Origin of the sequence: Demequina gelatinilytica, assembly GCF_000971115.1 — a bacterium.
Taxonomy (GTDB): Bacteria; Actinomycetota; Actinomycetes; order Actinomycetales; family Demequinaceae; genus Demequina; species Demequina gelatinilytica.
Map to the genome: position 1 here is coordinate 15,191 of NZ_BBLV01000002.1, position 18,795 is coordinate 33,985.

General features: G+C 71.3%; 16 protein-coding genes. 5 read left to right on the forward strand and 11 right to left on the reverse strand.

Translation table 11 applies throughout. The features are described 5' to 3' along the window. Nucleotides 1–6: 6 nt before the first annotated feature. Nucleotides 7–1,221: a PASTA domain-containing protein gene (locus AOM00_RS01450; protein ID WP_062516109.1), complete on the reverse strand. Its 1,215-nt coding sequence runs from the start codon at nt 1,219–1,221 to the stop codon at nt 7–9. 213 nt (nt 1,222–1,434) lie between these two features. Here AOM00_RS01450 and AOM00_RS01455 point away from each other — a divergent pair, with 213 nt between their 5' ends. Beyond that, on the forward strand, nt 1,435–2,952 hold the full coding sequence (locus tag AOM00_RS01455; protein ID WP_062516110.1) for a dolichyl-phosphate-mannose--protein mannosyltransferase: 1,518 nt from the start codon (nt 1,435–1,437) through the stop codon (nt 2,950–2,952). A 4-nt stretch (nt 2,953–2,956) separates the two neighbouring features. Here the strand turns inward: AOM00_RS01455 and AOM00_RS01460 are convergent, their stop codons facing one another. Then, nucleotides 2,957–3,400 carry an Lrp/AsnC family transcriptional regulator gene (locus AOM00_RS01460; RefSeq protein ID WP_062516111.1) on the reverse strand — a complete coding sequence of 148 codons (444 nt, stop codon included), beginning with the start codon at nt 3,398–3,400 and terminating at the stop codon, nt 2,957–2,959. Between the two features lie 211 nt (nt 3,401–3,611). Between AOM00_RS01460 and AOM00_RS01465 the strand changes: the two genes are divergently transcribed. Together AOM00_RS01465 and AOM00_RS01470 are read left to right on the forward strand one after the other, a co-directional pair. After that, complete coding sequence (locus tag AOM00_RS01465; protein WP_062516112.1) at nt 3,612–4,208, forward strand: HdeD family acid-resistance protein; 597 nt, start codon at nt 3,612–3,614, stop codon at nt 4,206–4,208. After that, nucleotides 4,205–5,404 carry an AI-2E family transporter gene (locus tag AOM00_RS01470; protein ID WP_062516113.1) on the forward strand — a complete coding sequence of 400 codons (1,200 nt, stop codon included), beginning with the start codon at nt 4,205–4,207 and terminating at the stop codon, nt 5,402–5,404. Before AOM00_RS01465 ends, AOM00_RS01470 begins: the two co-directional genes overlap by 4 nt. 51 nt (nt 5,405–5,455) lie before the next feature. Here the strand turns inward: AOM00_RS01470 and AOM00_RS01475 are convergent, their stop codons facing one another. Both AOM00_RS01475 and AOM00_RS01480 read right to left on the reverse strand, forming a co-directional pair. Then, the gene (locus AOM00_RS01475) at nt 5,456–6,403 is read right to left on the reverse strand and encodes an FKBP-type peptidyl-prolyl cis-trans isomerase (protein WP_062516114.1); all 948 of its coding nucleotides are present in this window, start codon (nt 6,401–6,403) and stop codon (nt 5,456–5,458) included. 193 nt (nt 6,404–6,596) lie between these two features. Then, nucleotides 6,597–7,331, reverse strand: coding sequence for an SDR family NAD(P)-dependent oxidoreductase (locus AOM00_RS01480; RefSeq protein ID WP_062516115.1), 735 nt, complete (start codon nt 7,329–7,331; stop codon nt 6,597–6,599). Nucleotides 7,332–7,561: 230 nt separating this feature from the next. Here AOM00_RS01480 and AOM00_RS01485 point away from each other — a divergent pair, with 230 nt between their 5' ends. Next, nucleotides 7,562–8,296 (forward strand): sulfite exporter TauE/SafE family protein, encoded by a 735-nt coding sequence (locus AOM00_RS01485; protein ID WP_062516116.1) that lies wholly within the window; start codon nt 7,562–7,564, stop codon nt 8,294–8,296. A gap of 29 nt (nt 8,297–8,325) precedes the next feature. After that, nucleotides 8,326–9,867, forward strand: a complete 1,542-nt coding sequence (pdxR, locus tag AOM00_RS01490; protein WP_062516117.1) for a MocR-like pyridoxine biosynthesis transcription factor PdxR — start codon at nt 8,326–8,328, stop codon at nt 9,865–9,867. Between the two features lie 166 nt (nt 9,868–10,033). Here the strand turns inward: pdxR and AOM00_RS01495 are convergent, their stop codons facing one another. The 7 genes from AOM00_RS01495 to AOM00_RS01525 all read right to left on the reverse strand — a co-directional run bounded on the left by AOM00_RS01495 (nt 10,034) and on the right by AOM00_RS01525 (nt 18,749). Beyond that, on the reverse strand, nt 10,034–11,401 hold the full coding sequence (locus AOM00_RS01495) for an aspartate aminotransferase family protein (protein WP_062516118.1): 1,368 nt from the start codon (nt 11,399–11,401) through the stop codon (nt 10,034–10,036). Between the two features lie 25 nt (nt 11,402–11,426). Further along, on the reverse strand, nt 11,427–13,097 hold the full coding sequence (locus tag AOM00_RS01500; protein WP_062516119.1) for an amidohydrolase: 1,671 nt from the start codon (nt 13,095–13,097) through the stop codon (nt 11,427–11,429). 15 nt (nt 13,098–13,112) lie between these two features. Beyond that, the gene (locus AOM00_RS01505; RefSeq protein ID WP_062516120.1) at nt 13,113–14,171 is read right to left on the reverse strand and encodes an ABC transporter ATP-binding protein; all 1,059 of its coding nucleotides are present in this window, start codon (nt 14,169–14,171) and stop codon (nt 13,113–13,115) included. Then, nucleotides 14,168–15,175 carry an ABC transporter ATP-binding protein gene (locus AOM00_RS01510; RefSeq protein ID WP_062516121.1) on the reverse strand — a complete coding sequence of 336 codons (1,008 nt, stop codon included), beginning with the start codon at nt 15,173–15,175 and terminating at the stop codon, nt 14,168–14,170. Before AOM00_RS01510 ends, AOM00_RS01505 begins: the two co-directional genes overlap by 4 nt. 82 nt (nt 15,176–15,257) lie before the next feature. Then, nucleotides 15,258–16,838: an ABC transporter substrate-binding protein gene (locus tag AOM00_RS01515; RefSeq protein WP_156158974.1), complete on the reverse strand. Its 1,581-nt coding sequence runs from the start codon at nt 16,836–16,838 to the stop codon at nt 15,258–15,260. 28 nt (nt 16,839–16,866) lie between these two features. Further along, the gene (locus tag AOM00_RS01520) at nt 16,867–17,808 is read right to left on the reverse strand and encodes an ABC transporter permease (RefSeq protein WP_062516123.1); all 942 of its coding nucleotides are present in this window, start codon (nt 17,806–17,808) and stop codon (nt 16,867–16,869) included. After that, the gene (locus AOM00_RS01525) at nt 17,805–18,749 is read right to left on the reverse strand and encodes an ABC transporter permease (protein WP_062516124.1); all 945 of its coding nucleotides are present in this window, start codon (nt 18,747–18,749) and stop codon (nt 17,805–17,807) included. Before AOM00_RS01525 ends, AOM00_RS01520 begins: the two co-directional genes overlap by 4 nt. Nucleotides 18,750–18,795 lie beyond the last annotated feature (46 nt).

Consider the following 18,795-nt stretch of genomic DNA (forward strand, 5'->3'; position numbering starts at 1 on the left):
GTCATCTCACAGCCCCGCTCGGAGCGCGCTCACGGCGTCGACGCTGCCGGAGCCCGCGGCGCCCACGAGCGTGACCGCGTCCGGACCGTCGTACGCACCCTTGACCACGAGCGTGAGCTCGTCTGCGTCGGCGGTGTCGAGCGAGAACGCGGTGGCCTTGCCCCGCGTGACCTTCCACGTGTCGACCTTGGCCCCGTCGAGGAACACCGTGACGGTGACCGTGCCGCCCTCCTCGTAGGACTGGATGCCGTACATGCCCTCGACCACGTCGATCGCGCCGCCGAGCGTGAACTCGTAGATCGCGCCCGACTCGTCGACGCCGCACTCGAGCGCATCGTCGAGAGGCTGGTCGCCGATGAGGACGTCGTCCTCCGTGTCCCACCAGCCGTCGTAGTCGAGCAGCAGGTCTGCGAGCGCGACCGTGGACGGGGAGTCGGCGATCACCAGGGTGACGGCGTCGGGGAGCTCGGTGCCCGGCTTCGCGGACAGCTCCGCGACGGCGCCGGGGTCCACACCGGGCACGTAGCGACGCTCCTGGGTCACGCGCGTGCCGAGCGCCTCGAGGTCCGCGAGCACGTCGACCGCGTCGCGGCCCTCGTAGGCGGGCACCGTCGCGGCCTCGGACACGATGATCTGGACCGCGCTCGGGTTGGTCGACCCGAACACCGGAGTCTGCTCGACGACGCGACCGCTGCCACCCGCCGCAGGGCGCGTGGTCACGGACACCGCGTCGACGGGGATGCCCGCATCGGCGATGGTCTGGAGCGCACGGTCCTCGTCGAGGCCGCGCACGTCCGGCATGAGCGCGACGACGTCGGCGGCATAGGCGGGCACGTCGACGGCGACGACCTTGGTGGTGCCGACGGCCTCGCCGCTCACCACGGTGCGGTTGGCGACGGACCAGCCGGCGACGGCGCCGAACGCGCCCGCGGCCACGATCGCGGCGACCACGGCGATCGCCGTGAACGTCACCAGCGAGGCGCGACCGCCACGGGTGCGGGGACGCGCGGCGGGCTCCGCATCGCCAGGCGCGTCGTCGGCAGCGGCCGGCATGGGCGCTGCCGGCGCGGCCGGCACGGGGAACGCGGTCGCGGGCACCGGCGCCGCCGGTGCCGCGCTCTCAGGCGCGGGAACCGGAGGGTTCGCGGCGACGCGCTCCTTGCGCGCCCGACGAGGCTCACGCGCGCGCGGCGCACCGAAGACTGTCTGGGGCGCCTCCACGGGTGCTCCGCACGCGGGGCACACCCCTGTCCGCTCGCCGTCGAGGGACGCGCCGCACCTGCTACATGTCCTCATCGAGCCCCCAGCCCCATGCGCACTTGTGAGTCGGTCCGGAGGCTAGCACAGGCGCGAGGACGCTTCGGCACACCGTGCCGCCGCGTTGTCACGCGCGTCCCCGCGGGCTCCGCGAAGGCGCGCTATTAGGCTTCGCGTGTGAATCTCGCGACGCTCTGGCGCTGGCGCGCCACCCTCATGGCCGTCGGCGTGGGGCTGCTTGCCGCCCTGCTGCGTCTCGCGTCGCTCGCCGATCCGCACGCGCTGGTCTTCGACGAGGTGTTCTATGCGCGCGGGGCCTTCTCCCTCACCGAGCTCGGCTACGAGGGCGACTGGGAGGGCGACGACGGCGCCTTCGCGACCGGGGACACGTCCGGGCTGAGCACCGAGGGCGACTTCGTGGTCCACCCGATGGTGGGCAAGCTCCTCATCGCGCTCGGCATCGAGCTGTTCGGCAACGACCCGTTCGGCTGGCGCGTCGTGGGAGCGGTGCTCGGCTCGCTGCTCGCGGTGCTGGTCGCTCTCACCGCCCGTCGCCTGTTCCGCTCGACCGTCTGGGGCGCCGTCGCGGGCGTGCTCGTGGCGGTCGACGGCGAGCTCATCGTCCTGTCCCGCACGGCGCTGCTCGACGGCTTCCTCGCGTTCTTCGTGGTGCTCGGCTTCTGGCTGCTGGTGGTCGACCGCGATCGCACGTTCGCGCTGCTCGAGCGCCGCACCGCCGAGCACCGTGCCGGCATGGGCCTGGCGGACGATGCGCCGCTCGCCGGCGCCGGACCTCGCACGGGCATCCGGTGGTGGCGGCTCGCGGCGATCGCGGCCTTCGCGCTCGCCGCCTCGACCAAGTGGAACGGCCTCTACTTCGCTGCCGCGTTCCTGGTGCTGTCTGTCGTGTGGGACGCCCTGGCGCGCCGCGACCTCGGGTGGGACCTGTGGCCCGTCGGCGCCTTCGTGCGCGCTGTCCCCGCCGCGCTCGCCACGCTCGTCATCATCCCCGTGATCTATGTCGCCACGTGGGCGAACTGGTTCCTCACCGACGGCTCCTACGACCGTTCGTGGGCGCAGCAGCATCCGGGCGAGGGGATCACATGGCTGCCGGATGCGCTCAACTCCCTGGTCCACTACCACCAGCAGATGTGGACCTTCCACACGGGCCTGACGTCGGAGCACAACTACATGTCGAACCCGTGGACGTGGCTGGTGCAGTGGAGGCCCACGGCCTTCTACTTCGAGGACGCGCCGGATGCGGCGTGCGGCGCCGACCGCTGCGTGAGCGCGATCCACGCGCTCGGGAACCCCTTCATCTGGTGGCTCGCGACGGCCGCGCTCGCCTGGGCGCTGTGGCGCGTGATCCGGCACCGCGACGTCCTCGCGCTCACCGTGTCGCTGGGCGTGCTCGCCGGCTGGGTGCCGTGGCTGCCGTACGCCTACCGCACCATCTTCACGTTCTACACCGTGGCGTTCGCGCCGTTCATGGTGCTCACCCTCGTGTGGGCGATGCGCCGGATCGCGCAGCCCGATCATCTGGAGGGCGGATGGTCGCGTCGCGGCACCATCGGCGTGGGCCTGGTGCTCGCCGCGATCCTGGTGATCTCCGGGTTCTTCGTGCCGCTGTGGGTGGGCACGCCCATCCCGTTCCAGTACTGGCAGGCGCACATGTGGCTGCCCAGCTGGGTCTGACGCGTCAGTCGTCGCGGCTCTCGACCAGCCGCGACAGCACGATCGCGCTGCGCGTCTTGTCCACCTGCGGCGCGAGGCGCACCTGCTCGAGCGCGAGCTCGAGGTCAGGCATGGTCGCGGCGCGCAGGCGGACGATGGCGTCCGCCTGACCCGTCACCGTGAACGCCTCGACCACGTTGGGGATCGACGCGAGGATCCGCCGCAACTCCTCAGGCGCGACGGTGCCGCGACAGAAGACCTCGACATAGGCCTCGGTCCCCCCGGCATCGAGCGCCGGATCGAGCCGGACGCGGAAGCCTTGGATCACGTTGTCCGCAAGCATGCGGTCCACCCGACGTTTCACCGCCGAGGGCGACAGGCCGATGCGCAGTCCCATCTCCGCGTAGGACGCGCGCCCGTCGAGCCGCAGCTCGTCGATGATCCGTCGGTCCAGGTCGTCGAGCGACATTCTTCTCCCCCCTCGCAAGCAACCTGCACCAGGACGGCCATTCTCGCATGTATTCGCCGGATCAGACACCACCTGCCAGCGATTTCTGCCGACCACGGCTGCCCAGGCCCCTCGGTGACGGCACGCGTGACGCGGCCTGTGCGCCGACACCTGCGCCGCAGTAGCGTGTGAGCAGCCGCCTCGCAGAGCCGGGGCGCGAGAGGAGCCGTTGATGCAGGAGCAGAGACACCTGGGGTTCGAGCTGGACGCGCGCGCGTTGACCGCGCGGGCGATCACCTTGGTCAGGGTCATGTTCGCGGTGCTGGGCGCGGTCGCGCTCGCGGTCGGGATCGCGCTCATCGTGTGGCCCGGGCGCACGCTCGCGGTCGGCGCGGCGCTCGCCGGCGTCTACTTCGTGATCGCGGGCGTCGCACGCATCGCGATGGGCGTGCTGGGAGCCGCGGTGTCCGCGGGCCTGCGCTCGCTGTCGATCGTGATGGGCGTGCTCATGCTCATCGCCGGCGTGGTGATGCTGCGCAACCTCGAGGCATCCACCGCGGTGCTGCTCATCGTGGTCGCGCTCACCGTCGGGATCGGCTGGATCATCGACGGGATCATGGTGATCCTCGAGTCGGGGAAGGCACGCTCGCGAGGGTGGGCCCTCACCTACGGCATCGTGGGCCTGCTCGCGGGCATCGCCGTGATCGCGTTCCCCGCGATGACCGCGACCGTGCTCGTGTGGATCGCTGCGGCCGTGTTCGTGCTCCTCGGCGTCGTGGGGCTGGTCCGTGCCTTCACCTTCGGCCGCGAGCTGGAGGCGACCCTGTGAGCGCGCAGGACACCCCTGAGGTCGAGCCGGTACCGGAGGACGTGGCGCGCGCCATGGCGGCCGAGGCGGCGCTCGCCGACGAGCAGCCGCCCCCGCCGTGGCTCGACGCCGCCATCAGGCGCGCGCTCTGGCGAACCGTGCGCGTGGTGCTCGTGGTGGTGCTCGCCATCTGGATCGGCGTGCAGATGCGTCACCTGCTCGGGCTGATCGTGTTCGCGCTCTTCATCGCCCTGGCGATGCTGCCCGGCGTCACCGGCCTGCACCGGCGCTACGGCATCCGCCGCGGCGCGGCGGTCGGCCTCATGTACCTCGCCGCCGTGGTCCTCTCGGTGTTCATGATCGGCGTCCTCATCCCCGCGATCGCGCGCTTCGCGGACTCGGTCCGCGAGTCGCTGCCCGGGTGGTCGTCCTCCCTCACCGAGTGGAGCCAGCGCGTGCTCGGCGTCCCGATCGACACCTCCGGCGCGGACTCCGCGCTGTCGAGCCTGTCGCTCGACCTGGCCAGCTGGGCTGACGAGGCGCTCGGTCTGGTGACCTCGGGGATCGGCCTGGTCTTCGACCTCTTCACGGTCGCGACCTTCGCGTTCTACATCGCGGCGCAATGGCCGCAGATCATGCGCGCCCTCATGTCGCGCATGCCCCCGGAGCGCCAGCGCACCTTCGCGTGGATCGCGGACACCTCGATCGAGCAGACGGGCGGCTACTTCTACTCGCGCCTGCTGCTCATGGGGGTGTGCGGCGGCCTCGCGTTCGTGGTGATGCTCCTGGTCGGGCTTCCGCTCGTGTACGCGATCCCGCTCGCGCTGTTCATGGGATTCGTGTCGGAGTTCATCCCGTTCATCGGCACCTACATCGGCGCCGCGCTGCCCATCGTGATCATCCTGGCCGTCCAGGGCCTGGTGCCCGCGCTCGTGCTGCTCGCGTGGGTGCTCGTCTACCAGCAGGCGGAGAACTACTGGCTGAGCCCGAGGTTCTCCTCCCAGACCATGGAGCTCAACGGCGCGATCGCGTTCGGTGGCGCGCTCGCGGGCGGTGCCATCGCGGGTCCGCTCGGCGCATTCATGGCGCTGCCGGTCGCGGCGCTCATCACCGCGATCGTCAAGAACTCCGGCCGCAAGTACGAGGTGATCGAGATCGACGCGCGCAGCGCTGCGGCGGAGGACGCGCCTCCGCCCCCGGCCGGCGAGGACGGATAGACGACGAAGGGCCCCGGCGATGCCGGGGCCCTTCGTCGTGAAGCGCGCTGATCAGGCGGCCGCGACCACGTCCACCACGAAGGCGAGCGTCGAGCCCGCGGGGATCGCGTCGAGGTCCTGGTCGCCGTAGCCGAGGTCCGGCGGGACGATGACGAGCACCTGGCTGCCGACCGTCACGCCCTCGAGACCCTGGACCCAGCCCTCGATGAGCTGGTCCGAGGTGAGGCGGAACATCGCGGAAGAGCCGGTGCCCCACGACGAGTCGAAGGTGTCCTCGCCCTTCCAGACCCAGCCGCTGTAGTTGACCCACACGAGGTCGCCCTTCTCGACCGTCTCGCCGTCACCCTCGATGAGGGTCTGCGACACCAGCTCCGAGGGCTTCTTGGCCCCGCTGAAGTCGATGCTCGGCGCGCCCGTGTCGTCGAGCGTCACCGTCGGCAGGCCCTCGACCGCGTCGACCGACGCGCCCTCGGCACGCTCGAGCGGCGAGACCGCGGCGGAGGCCGTGACAGCCATGACGCGCGTCGGGACGTCCTCCGAGGAGGTGTCCGGGAAGGCGTAGAGGAACTGGTCGCCCACGTTCGCGCCCACGATCTCGGTGTAGAGCTCGTCGATGACCTGGCCCTCCTCCATCGGGACGGCCTCGGGCATGCCCGTGTCGTAGGTCGAGTAGTAGACCGAGGCGTCCGAGCCCGTGTAGACCACGTAGTCGAGCACCACCTGCTGGCCCTCCTCGATGACCTCGCCATCGCCGTCGGCCACGTGCAGGAGCGCGGTGTCGCCGACGGTCAGGGGGCTCTCGAAGGTCAGCTCGGGGATGCCATCCGCATCCGCCCACTCGATCGACGAGAGCGCAGCGAGGTCCGCCTCGGACGTCTGCGACTCCGCGGCCGCCGACGCCGAGGGCGACGGGTCCGCGTCGGAGGCGGGGCTGCACGCGGCGAGGCCGAGCATGGCCACCGAGCCGAGCGCGACCGCGGCCAGCTTGTTCTTCTTCATGGATCTCCTCACGGGGGGTGTCCAGGACGTGCATGCCCTGGACGGGCATGCGGCTTCGCCATGGGAACCGATGGGCGTCCGCGAGGGTTCCCGGTCCGGCCGCATCCTGACGCAGCCGTGACCCCGCAAGCGGGCACCCGTTCAGGGTACCCGGCCCCCGGTGCACCCCCCGCCTGTGCGCCTGGGAGTTTGCTCAGAGTTCCCGATGCACCACCTGCGCCGAGGCCTGCGCCGTCGCGAGCATGAGGATCTGGTCGATGTTGACGTGCTTGGGGCGGGACGCGACCCAGCGCACCGCGTCGGCGATGTCCTCGGCGCTCATCGGGGTGACGCCTTCGTAGACCTTCGCGGCCTTGTCGGCATCGCCGCCGAAGCGCACCAGCGAGAACTCGGTCTCCACCATGCCGGGGTCGATCTCGCTCACGCGGACCGGCTGGCCGAGCAGCTCGATGCGCAGCACGCGGGTCATCGCGGCAACCGCGTGCTTCGCGGCGTTGTACCCGCCGCCGCCCTTGTAGGGCTCGCGCGCGGCGATCGAGCCGATGTTGATGACCTGGCCGTCCCCGGACGCGACGAGCTTGGGCAGCAGCGCCTTGGTCACGCGCAACGTGCCGAGCACGTTGACGTCGTACATCCACTGCCACTCGTCGATGTCGCCCTCGGCGATCGAGGTGGTGCCGAGCGCACCGCCGGCGTTGTTGAGGAGCAGGTCGCAGGACTCGATCCGGGCAGCGAACGCGTCCACCGACTCCTGATCGGTGACATCGAGAGCGATGGCCGTGCCGCCGATCTCCGCCGCGAGCGCCTCGAGACGGTCCACGCGGCGCGCCCCGATCACCACGTGCCATCCGTCGGCCGCGAGGGCGCGCGCGCTGGCCGCGCCGATCCCGCTGCTGGCTCCCGTGACGACCGCCGTGCGCTGTGACATCTCTACCTCCTGTCGGGCCGCGCCCGATGCGCGGCGTACCCCTCAAGCCTGTCTGGCCCCCGAGCCGGGAGCCAGGTCCAGACGATGCCACAGCCCGGGTGCCACCGTGTTTCCCCGACGTAACTTCTGGCCGCCGTCTTCGCCCCGACGTGGACCTGGCCGGACGGGCACGGGTCCAGCACGATGCGTGTCATGGTCCTCCTGCCCTGCCCGCCGCCCGGAGAGGTCCGGTGACCGCCCTCGCGTGGACGGCCGCCTCGCTCGTGGTCGTGCTGGCCACGGTGGTGCAGGCCGCGACGGGCATGGGGTTCGGGATCGTCGCGGTGCCGCTGCTGGTGCTCGTCGCGCCCGAGCTGGGCATCGGCGCGGTGCTCGCCATCACCGTGGTGGTGATGTGCGCGGTGGCGTGGACGGAGCGCCGGTGGCTGAGCGTGCCCGACCTGGTCCGCACCTCCGTCGCCGCGGTTCCCGGCATCCTCGTCGGGACCGCGATCGCACGCGTGACCCCCGAGGCCGCGACCCAGGTGACCGTCGGAGCCGTCGTCGCCGCCGCATCGGCCCTGTCCCTGCTGGCGTGGAGGGCACGCATGACGCCCGCGTCCATCGCCGCGGCCGGCGCGCTCGGAGGGGCGCTCACCCCGATCGCCGCGCTGCCGGGCCCGCCGATGGCCGTGGTGTACCGGCCCGACGACGTACGGACCATGCGCTCGACCCTGTCCGCGTACTTCGCCGTGACATCCGCCCTGTCGCTCGCGTCGCTATCCTTGGCGCGAGCCGGCGAGGGCGCCGTCACCCTGGGGGCCGATGCGCTCTCCGGGCTCGCACTGACGCCCGCCGTGATCGTGGGCGCGCTCGTGTCGGCGCCGCTCGTGCGGAGGCTGCCCCCCGGCGTGGTGCGGACCGGTGCGCTCGTGCTGTCGCTCGTGTCGGGCATCGTGCTCGCGGCGCGAGGGGTGACGGCATGACGCCGGCACGTCCCTCAGGAGGTTCCCCGGTGATCGACGACCTGCACGGCGAGACCGATGCAGCCATCGGCGCGCGCGCTCGCCAGTACATCGACCCGGACAGCCGCGAACCGCTGTTCCAGCAGGTGCGGCGCTTCCTCGAGCAGTCGCTGCTCGAGGGACGCTTCAGGCCCAACCGGCCGCTGCCCTCGTCCCGCCATCTCGCGGGCGTGCTCGGGGTGTCGCGCAACACCGTCTCCGCGGCGTACCAGGAGCTCACGGCGCTCGGGCTCATCGAGTCGCGGCCGCGCTCAGGGCTGTACCCCGCCACCGAGCGGATCGCCGCGACGCCCGTGAGCGGGGCCGCGTCCGCGGCCCCGGCGCGCCCCTCGCGCTCGCGCCCCGTCCCCACGGGGCAGGTCGACTGGGCCGCTCGCCTTCCCCGGCCGCTCGGCGAGGACCTCCAGCACGCGGCCGCGCACGCCGACTGGCACCGCTACCCCTTCCCGTTCCTTCCCGGCCAGCCCGAGCTCGCGACCTTCCCCGCGCGGGCGTGGCTGCGCTCGCTCAACGACGCGCTCGCGGGTCCGCACCTCGCGCGCAGCTTGCGCGACTCGGTCGACGGCGACGACGACCTCCTGGTCCAGGCGCTGTGCCGCGAGATCCTGCCGCCCCGCGGGATGTCGGTGACGCCGTCCGAGGTGATCATCACCAACGGCGCGCAGCAGGCCCTCTCGCTGCTCGCGGACCTGCTGATCCACGAGGGCGACACCGTCAGCGTGGAGAATCCCGGCTACGTCGATGCGTGGCACATCTTCAGGAACGCCGGCGCGACGCTGCACCCCATCGAGGTCGACAGCGGCGGCGCACGCGTCTCGCGCGCCGATGCCGCGCGGTCCGAGTTCGTGTACCTCACGCCGAGCCACCACCACCCGACCGCCGTCACCACCACCTACGCGCGGCGCGCCGCGATCCTGCGTGCCGCGCAGAGCGAGGATGCGCTGGTGATCGAGGACGACTTCGACTCGGAGGTGCGGTTCAAGGGCCGCCCGACCCCGTCGCTCAAGTCGCTCGACCGCACCGGCCGCGTCATCTACGTCGGCACCTTCTCGAAGTTCGTGGCGCCGGGGCTGCGGCTCGGGTTCGTGGTCGCCGATGCGGCGCTGATCAGCGCGCTGCGCGAGCGCCGGCGCTACCTCACCAAGCATCCGTCCGGGCATCTCCAGCGCGCGCTCGGCCTCTTCATCGAGTCCGGGGAGTACCACCGCGCGCTGCGCCAGCACCGCCGCCACCTGGCCCGCAAGTACGAGACGCTCATGGAGGAGCTCGAGCGCCACCTGCCGTTCGAGCTGCCGCCGGTCCCGGCGGGCGGCCTCAGCGTCTGGCTCAACGGACCCGCCGGCTTCGATGGCACACGCGTGACGGAGCTCGCGCGCCGACGCGGCGTCATCGTCGACGCCGGCGAGCGCTTCTACCTTCAGGACGCGCGTCGCGACGCGATCCGCATCGGCTTCAACGCGATCGCCCTCCAGGCGATCCCGCGCGGTGTCGAGCTCCTGGCGGAGGCCATCCGCGAGCAGCTCGCGGAGTAGCCCCTCCCGCCCCGACACTCCCAACGGATCTCGCGCCGACACGCCGGCCGCCACCCGCGCATCGTCCCCTCTCACCGGCGTGTCGCCGCGAGATCCGTTGCCGCTGTCAGGGATCGGGACGCACGAAGGGGGCCGGCGCGATGCCGGCCCCCTTCGCGCGTGACGGCTAGACGAGCGCCGGCTCGCGCACGCCCTCGTACGCCGCGTCCGCCACCTCGAGCGCCTTGTCCAGGATCGCGAGGCCCTCGCGGGCCTCCTCGTCCGACAGGTTGCACGGGGGGCAGAGGTGGATGCGGTGGAACTGGTTGAAGAGCAGCAGCCCGTCCTGCTTCGCGGCGCCGAGCACGCCGGTCACGGCGGGCGATGCGCCGCCGTACGGCGCCAGCGGCTCCTTGGTCTCGCGGTCCTTGACCAGGTCCAGCGCCCAGAACACGCCCAGGCCGCGGACATCGCCCACCGACGGATGCCGCTCCGCCATCGCACGCAGCTCGGGTCCGAACACCTCCGCGCCCAGGCGCGCAGCGTTCTCCACCACCTGCTCCTCGTGCATCGCGGTGATGGTCGCGACCGCGGCCGCCGCGGCGAGCGGGTGGCCCGAGTACGTGAGCCCGCCGGGGAACGCGCGCTCGTCGAACGTCGCCGCGATCTCGTCGCGGATGATGACGCCGCCCATGGGCACGTAGCCGGAGTTCACGCCCTTCGCGAACGTGATGAGGTCCGGCGTGATGCCGTAGTGGTCGATCGCGAACCATGCCCCCGTACGGCCGAAGCCGGCCATGACCTCGTCGCAGATCATGACGATCCCGAAGCGGTCGCACAGCTCGCGCACCCCCGCGAGGTACCCCGGCGGAGGCGGCATGATGCCCGATGTGCCGGGCACCGTCTCGAGGACGATGGACGCGATGGTCGACGGACCCTCGAACGTGATCATCTGCTCGAGGTGCTCGAGCGCGCGCTCGCACTCCTCCTGCTCGGTGGTCGCGTTGAACACCGTGCGGTAGAGGAACGGCCCGAAGAAGTGGACCGTGCCCGCGGGCACGAATTCGTTGGGGAAGCGACGCGGGTCGCCGGTGACCTGGATGGCAGTCGCGGTCGAGCCGTGGTAGCTGCGGTACTGCGACATCACCTTGGTACGGCCAGTGTGCAGCCGCGCCATGCGGATCGCGTTCTCGATCGACTCCGCGCCGCCGTTGGTGAAGAACACCTTGTTCATGCCTTCGGGCGCGAGGTCGGTGATGAGCTTGGCGGCGAGCGACCGCTTGTCGTTCGCGTGCGCCGGGGCGATGGTGGCGAGCGTGGCCGCCTGCTCCTGGATCGCCGCGACGACCTTCGGGTGCTGGTGGCCCACGTTCGTGTAGACCAGCTGCGACGAGAAGTCGAGGTAGCGCTTGCCGTCGGCGTCCCACAGGTAGGACCCCTCGCCCCCGGTGATCACCATCGGGTCGAGCGGCTTCTGCGCCGACCACGAGTGGAACACGTGAGCGCGGTCCAGCGTGTAGGTCTCCTGGCCCTCGGGGCTGGTGGGGATAGGCATCTCAGTCTCCTTCGGAGGTACCGGGTCAGACGGTCGCGGGAACCGGGGACGGGAAGTGGACGCCGCCGACGACGGTGCCCAGGACGGCGATGTCGCGCAGCTCCTTGGCCTCGGCCACCTCGAACGGGTCGCGGTCGAGCACCGCGAAGTCCGCGTACTTGCCGGGGACGATCGAGCCGATGAGGTGGTCGAGCTTGAGGACGTAGGCCGGGCCGATGGTGATGGCCTCGAGCGCCTCCTTGACGGAGATCCGCTCCGCGTCGCCCCACGAGCGACCCGTGGGGGTGCGGCGCTCCGCCGCGTAGGAGGCGGTGGCCAACGGGTCGAGCGGCGTGACCGGGGTGTCGCAGTGCAGCGCGATCGTCACGCCGGCGTCGAGCGCGGTGCGGGCCGCGTTCATGCGCTGAACGCGGTCCTGGCCGACCGTGAGGTCGATGTGCTGGTCTCCCCAGTACCAGATGTGGTTGGAGAAGATGTTGGCGCACATGCCCAGCTCGGCCATGCGCCTGTACTGCGCACGGGTGGTCAGCTGGGAGTGGGTGACGGTGTGGCGGTGGTTCCACCGGGGCGCCTCCGCGAGCACCTCCTCGACCGCGTCGCAGAAGACCTCGGTCGCCTCGTCGCCGTTGCAGTGCACGTGGATGTTGAGGCCGGCCTTGTGGAACGCGCTCACCTGCGCGCGGAAGGTCTCGGCGTCGGTGTTCCAGATGCCGTCGTCGTGGCCGCACACGTAGCCCGGGTCCTGAAGCTTGGCGGTGTGCTGCTGGATCGAGCCGTCGAGCATCAGCTTCACCGTGCCGAGGTGGAGCTTGGCGTTGCCCTTGTCCTGGATCGACTTCACGAGCCCGGCCATCTGCTGCGCCTCCTCCGCCGACGTGGTCATGCCGCCGAAGGTCGCGGGGACCAGGCGGAGGGAGAAGTCCTCGCGCGAGGTGACCTCGGTCAGCAGGCCGAGACCGCCGGGACGGACCGCGTCGAAGCTCGCGAGGTCCGTCGCGGTGGTGCACCCGTGGTTGCGGGCGTCCGCGGCGAAGTCGTACATGCCCTTCTCGCTGGTCATGCCCTTGCTGAGGTCCATGCCGAGCGCCGCCATCACCGGCATCATCGCGCCCAGCTCCTGGAGCTCGCCCGTGGGGAGGCCGTCCTCGCCCTTGATGACACCCTCGATGTCGGTGTCGGCGCCGTAGCCGGCCTTCTCCAGCAGCACCGAGTTGGCGGTCGCAACATGGCCGCTCGCGTGGATGACGTAGATCCCCCGGGTCGAGCTCACCGAGTCCAGAGCGTGGCGGTCGAGCGTCTCGCCCGGGTGGAAGAGCATGTCCAGGCCGCGCGCGTTGAGGATCTCCCCCTCGGGCAGCTCGGCGTCCCACGCCTTGAGCGCGTCGAGCACGCCCTGCCAGGACTGCGCACCGGGCAGCGGCGTACCGTCGGGCATGGTGCGCGGGAAGTAGCCCAGGAAGAACGGGCTCTCCATATGCCCACCCATGTGGGAGTGCGCCTCGACGAAACCGGGTGCGAGCACCTGGTCCGCGTAGCGGTCGTCAACCTCGGCGCCGGGGTACGCGGTGAGCAGCTGCTCCACGTCGCTCACGGCGAGGATCCTGTCGCCGCGGACGGCGACCGCGGTGCCGGTGGGCACCGCATCGTCCAGCGTGCGGACCAGCTTCGCGGTGAGGATGGTGACGGTCTCGGTCATGGTGACGCTCCTTCTTCAGACGGTGGTGGACGATGCGGGACGGAGGCCGAGGCGCAGCGCCTCCTGGCCCTCGCCGGGACGGTGGCACGCGACCAGATGGCCGCCGGTGGGGTTGGCCGCGACATCGGTGTGGACCAGCGGGGGCGCCTCGGTGCGGCACTGCTCGGTGGCGAGCCAGCAGCGGCTCGCGAACGCGCAGCCCGCGGCGCGCTGGGTGGGGCTCGGCGGGTCGCCCTGGAGGATGATCCGCTCGCGCCTGCCCGCGTCGGGGTCCGGCACGGCGGACAGGAGCGCCGCGGTGTACGGGTGCAGGGGATCCGCGAGCACCTGCGACGCGGGCCCGACCTCGACGATGCGGCCCAGGTACATGACCGCGACGCGGTGCGAGAGGTGGCGGATCACCGCGAGGTTGTGGGAGATGAACATGTAGGTGAGCTGCTTGCTCTCCTGAAGCTCGAGGAGCAGGTTGAGGATCTGCGCCTGGATCGAGACGTCGAGCGCGCTGGTCGGCTCGTCGAGCACCACCAGCTCGGGCTCGGTCGCGATCGCTCGGGCGATCGCGATGCGCTGGCGCTGACCGCCGGAGAACTCGTGCGGGAAGCGCCCGGCCGCGCCGTCGGGCGCCCCCACGGCCTCGAGCGCCTCGAGCGCCTTGGCCCTCGCCTCGCCTCGAGGGACCCCGGCGGACAGCAGCGGCTCCATCACGGAGCGGAGCACCTTGTAGCGCGGGTCGAGCGAGTCGTTGGGGTCCTGGAAGACCATCTGCGCGCGGCGACGGTGCGCGCGGAGCCGCCCGCCCCGCATCGCGAGCGCGTCCTTGCCGTCGAATCGGATCTCCCCGGCCGTCGGCTTGCGCAGCAGGAGAGCCGCCCGCGCGAGCGTGGACTTGCCGCAGCCCGACTCGCCCACGATGCCGAGCGTCTCGCCGCGCTGGACCTCGAGTGTCACGCCGTCGAGCGCGTGCACCGTGCGTCCGCCTGCGGCGGGGAACTCCTGACGGACGCCGTTGAGGACCATGAGGGGGTCCTCGACCGCGCGGGGTCGGGGCGTGATGTCGAGGTCCGTGAGGGTCATGCCTTCACCTCCGAGAGTGCGGTGAGATCGAGCTCGACGCTGCGCCAGCAGCGGGCCGTGTGCGCGGGCTCCACCTCGACCAGCGCCTGGGGCGACGCGCAGGCCTCGACCGCGAACGCGCATCGTGCGGCGAAGCGGCATCCCGAGGTCTCGCGGTCCGCGTCGCGGACGCCGCCGGGGATCATCGGCAGGTCCTCGCGTGCGGCGGTGCTGGTGGTCGGGATCGAGGCGACGAGCGCCGCGGTGTAGGGGTGCGAGGGGTTCGCGAGGACCTCCGTCGGGACGCCCTCCTCGACGATCTCGCCGGCGTACATCACGACCACGCGGTCGCAGGTCTGCGCGATGACGCCCAGGTCGTGGCTGATGAGCAGCACGCCTGCGCCGGTCTCGCGCCGCATGCGGTCGATCAGGTCGAGGATCTGCGCCTGGACGGTGACGTCGAGCGCCGTCGTGGGCTCATCCGCGACCAGGAGCTGCGGGTTGGCGGCCATCGCCATCGCGATGACGATGCGCTGGCGCATGCCGCCGGACATCTGGTGGGGGAACTGCTTGGCGCGCAGCTCGGGCTCCGGTACCTGCACCAGCCGCAGCAGGTCGAGCGCGCGGGCGTGGGCCGCCTTCTTGTCGGCGAGGCCGTGGACCAGCAGCACCTCGGCGATCTGCGCGCCCACCCTCATGCACGGGTTGAGCGCGGACATGGGCTCCTGGAACACCATCGACGCGACGCGGCCGCGGACCTGGTTCCAGTCGGACTCGTCGGCGCCGAGCATCCCGTGCTCACCCACGTCGAGCCGGTCGGCGTCGACTCGGGCGCTCGCGGGAAGCAGGCCCAGCACGGCGAAGCCGATGCTCGACTTCCCGCAGCCCGACTCGCCGATCACGCCCAGGATCTCGCCGGGGCCGACGCGCAGGTCGACGCCCGAGACGACCGGGGTGCCGCCGCCGTAGCTGATGGTGAGGTCCTCGACGGCGAGCGCGTCGGTGGTGGCGATCGTCGCGGTCATGGCGTCCTCCTCGTTCGTGAAGCGGGTGGGTGGGGTGCGGGTCCCCGGCGGGCGGTGTGCGCCGCCCGCCGGGCACCGCGCGTCAGGAGGTCTTCGCCGTGGCGGCGAGGCCCTCGCGGTAGGTGTACGGGTCGACCTCGTAGCCGGTGACCGTGTCGCCCCAGACCTCGTAGCGCTGCGGGCCGGTGTACGCCACGAGCACGTTGACGTTCTCCGCGACGGCGGTCTCGAGCTGCGCGAGGATCTCGGCACGCTCGGCCTCGTCGAACGTGGAGCGCAGCTGCATGTAGAGCGCGACCTCAGGCGACTCGGCGGTGACCGTGGTGGCCATGGGCAGCCCCGGGGTCAGGACGGTCGAGAAGTACGAGGCGGGGTCCGGCTGGTAGACGCCGGGCACCAGGAGCAGGTCGGTCCACGTGCCGCCGATGTAGGACTGCAGGACCTCGGTCCACGGCTTGCCGACGAGCTCGAGGGTGATGCCCGCCTCGGCGAGCTGCTGCTGGAGCACCTCGACCATCGGCACGTCGAGCGCGAAGGCCGCATCCGACGCGTAGGTGAGCTGGATGGTCGGGCTGGTCTCGCCCGCCTCCGCGAGGAGCGCCTTCGCGCCGTCGACGTCGTGCGTGTAGTTGGGCGTCGACTCGTCGGGCTCGATGCCCCACGGGTCGCCGGCCGGCACCACGAGGCTCGGCTCGGCGAGTCCGCCCATCGCGAAGTCGATGAGGGCCTGACGGTCCATGGCCTTCGAGACGGCCTGGCGCACCTTGACGTCCGCGAGCGGACCGTCGGTGGCGTTGATGTACATGGTGAGCGAGCGGGTCGCGGCGTTCTGACCGACCGTGTAGCCCTCCTCCTCGAGCGAGGACACCTGGGTCGGGTCGCGGAACCATGCCATGTCCGTGCCGGAGCCCTGGCGGAGCTGCGCGGCGCGGGCGTTCTCGTCGCCGATGAAGTCGAACTCGAGGGTGTCGACCGACGGCGCCTCGCCCCAGTAGGACTCGTTGGCGGTGAAGGTCATGGAGACCTGGTCGGTCCACGTGTCGAGCACGAACGGCCCGGTACCCATGGCGGTCTGCTGGCGCTCCTCCTCCGTGGCGGCCTCGTACCAGGCCTTGCTCACGATCGCGGAGCCGCGGTAGGCCAGCACGTTGATGAGGGTCGCATCGGGCGCGACGGTGGTGATCTGCACGGTCGAGTCGTCGAGCGCGGTGACCTCGCCCAGCGTCGCGAAGTTGGCCGCGCCGGCCGCGGAGGCCCGCATCGACTCGATCGAGAAGATCACGTCCTCGACCGTGAGCGGGCTGCCGTCGGAGAACGTGACGCCGTCGCGGAGCGTGAACGTGTAGGTGAGGTCGTCGACCTGCTCCCACGACTCGGCGAGCCACGGGATGATCGTGCCGTCCGCATCCTTGGCGAGCAGGGGCTCGTAGATCTGGACGGTCGCGTTCATGTTCGCGAAGGCGCTCGCGAGGTAGGGGTCGAGCCCGCCGGTGATGGGCTGCACGTCGCTCGCGTAGACGAGGCTGCCGCCGTCGACGGCGGCGAGCGGCGCGGCCGACTCGCTCGAACCTGCCTCCTCGCCAGAGCTCGCGCACGCGGCGAGCGAGAGGCCGAGCAGGGCGACGGCGGCCGCTGCTCCGATTCCTCGGGTGATGGTGCTCATGATCCGGGTCTCCTCCTTGATGCAGTTCTCAGGCACCGACGTAGTCGTGGTGGACTGGTGGGGCGGGTGTCGCGTCCTCCGGCCGTGTCGGCGCGGTGGCCTGGGTCGGACCGCCGGGCAGCTTCTTGCGGCGGCGGCCACGGGTGGGCACGGCGAGGTTGCCGGCCTTGGGAGAGAGGGCCATCTGGACGCCGTCGGCCAGGAGGTTCCACCCCACGGTGAGGAGCGTGATGAGGATCACGGGGAGCACGATGAGCAGCGGGTCGTCGTTCATGAAGCGCATCGACTCCTGGATCATGCGGCCGGCGCTCGCATCGGGCGCCTGGACCCCCTGACCCAGGAAGCTGAGGCTCGACTCGATGAGCACCGCGAGCGACGCGGTCGAGGCGAAGTTCACGAGCATCGGCGTGGTCGCGTTGGGCAGCAGGTGGCTGACCGCGATCCACGGCTTGCGCACGCCCGCGATCTCGGCCGCGACCACGAAGTCGCGATCGCGCAGCACCAGGATGGGCGAGCGCATGATGCGGGCGAAGCCGGGCGCCCCGATGATCGCCATCGCGATGAGGAGCGGCACGAACCCGGGCCCGATGATGACGCGGATCACCAGGGCGAACAGGATCGCGGGGATGGCCATGATGATCTCGGTGCCGCGCATGAGCAGGTTGTCGAGCCGCCCTCCCGCATAGCCGGCGAGGAGGCCGACCGCCGTGCCGAGCACCATCGAGATGATGCTCGAGATGAAGGAGATCGCGAGCGCGTACCGTGCGGCGATCGCGAGGCGCACGAAGTTGTCGCGACCCAGGTGATCGGTGCCCAGCCAGTGCTCGGCGGACGGCCCCTCGAGGCGCATGCCGACGGTGAGGTTCGGGTCCCACTGGGAGACCAGCGGGACGATGAGCCCGTAGAGGGCCAAGGCCGCCAGGACGGCGATGCCGGCGACCAGCGCGGCGTTCTTCTTGAGCTTGATCACGAGGCACGCACCCGGGGGTCGATCACGGGGTAGAGCAGGTCCACCACGAGGTTGATGAGGACGAAGCACGCGCCGAGCACGAGCACGCATGCCTGGATGGTCGGGTAGTCCGAGCTGTTGATCGCCTCGATGAGCATCGAGCCCATGCCGGGGATCGCGAACACGTTCTCGATCACGACCGTGCCGCCGATGAGCGCGGCGAGCTGGATGCCGACCACGGTGGTGACGGGGATGAGCGCGTTGCGGAGCGCGTGGCCGCGGACGATGCGCCCGGTGGGCACACCCTTCGAGCGGGCGGTGCGGATGTAGTCCTGCGAGAGCGTGTCCAGGACGGTGCCGCGCGAGTAGCGCGAGATCACCGCGGACATCGCGAGCGACAGGATCAGCGCGGGTGCCAGCAGCGACAGGATCGATCCGAGGGGGCTCACCTCCCACGGCGTGAAGCCGATGAGCGGGAGCTTGAGCGTGAGCGCGTTGAGCATGATCACCACCGCACCGATCGCGAAGGCCGGCACGGAGAGCGAGACGAACGAGCCGCCGCGGATGAGCGCGTCGAGCGGCGTGCCCTGCCGCACCGCGGAGACGACCCCGCTGGGCAGGCCGATGAGGAGGCCGACGATCACGGCGATGATCGCGAGCTGGAGCGACACCGGGAAGCGGTCGCCGAGCATCGTCCCGATCTCCTGGGACTTGGTGAGCGAGGAGCCGAAGTCGCCCGTGAGGACGCCGCCCGCCCACTCGAGGTACTGGGTGTACCAGGGGGCGTCGAGGCCGAGCTCGGCCCGGATCTCCGCGAGCTGGTTAGGGTCGGGGTTCTCGATGTTCAGGTACTGCAGCGCGGGGTCGCCGGGCATCATCCGCACCATCCCGAAGGACAGCAGGGAGAGCGCGAAGAGCACGAGAAGCGCGGATCCGAGCCTCTTGGCCAGATACTTCGCCACGGTCACCTCCTCGGTTCGTTGTCGACTTCTGTGACGACATCGATCC

What these genes read in the sequence shown, in the direction of transcription:
- AOM00_RS01460 (WP_062516111.1), bottom strand. Translation starts at nt 3,400, where the DNA reads ATGTCGCTCGACGACCTGGACCGACGGATCATCGACGAGCTGCGGCTC.
- AOM00_RS01465 (WP_062516112.1), top strand. Translation starts at nt 3,612, where the DNA reads ATGCAGGAGCAGAGACACCTGGGGTTCGAGCTGGACGCGCGCGCGTTG.
- AOM00_RS01475 (WP_062516114.1), bottom strand. Translation starts at nt 6,403, where the DNA reads ATGAAGAAGAACAAGCTGGCCGCGGTCGCGCTCGGCTCGGTGGCCATG.
- AOM00_RS01480 (WP_062516115.1), bottom strand. Translation starts at nt 7,331, where the DNA reads ATGTCACAGCGCACGGCGGTCGTCACGGGAGCCAGCAGCGGGATCGGC.
- AOM00_RS01495 (WP_062516118.1), bottom strand. Translation starts at nt 11,401, where the DNA reads ATGCCTATCCCCACCAGCCCCGAGGGCCAGGAGACCTACACGCTGGAC.
- AOM00_RS01500 (WP_062516119.1), bottom strand. Translation starts at nt 13,097, where the DNA reads ATGACCGAGACCGTCACCATCCTCACCGCGAAGCTGGTCCGCACGCTG.
- AOM00_RS01505 (WP_062516120.1), bottom strand. Translation starts at nt 14,171, where the DNA reads ATGACCCTCACGGACCTCGACATCACGCCCCGACCCCGCGCGGTCGAG.
- AOM00_RS01510 (WP_062516121.1), bottom strand. Translation starts at nt 15,175, where the DNA reads ATGACCGCGACGATCGCCACCACCGACGCGCTCGCCGTCGAGGACCTC.
- AOM00_RS01515 (WP_156158974.1), bottom strand. Translation starts at nt 16,838, where the DNA reads ATGAGCACCATCACCCGAGGAATCGGAGCAGCGGCCGCCGTCGCCCTG.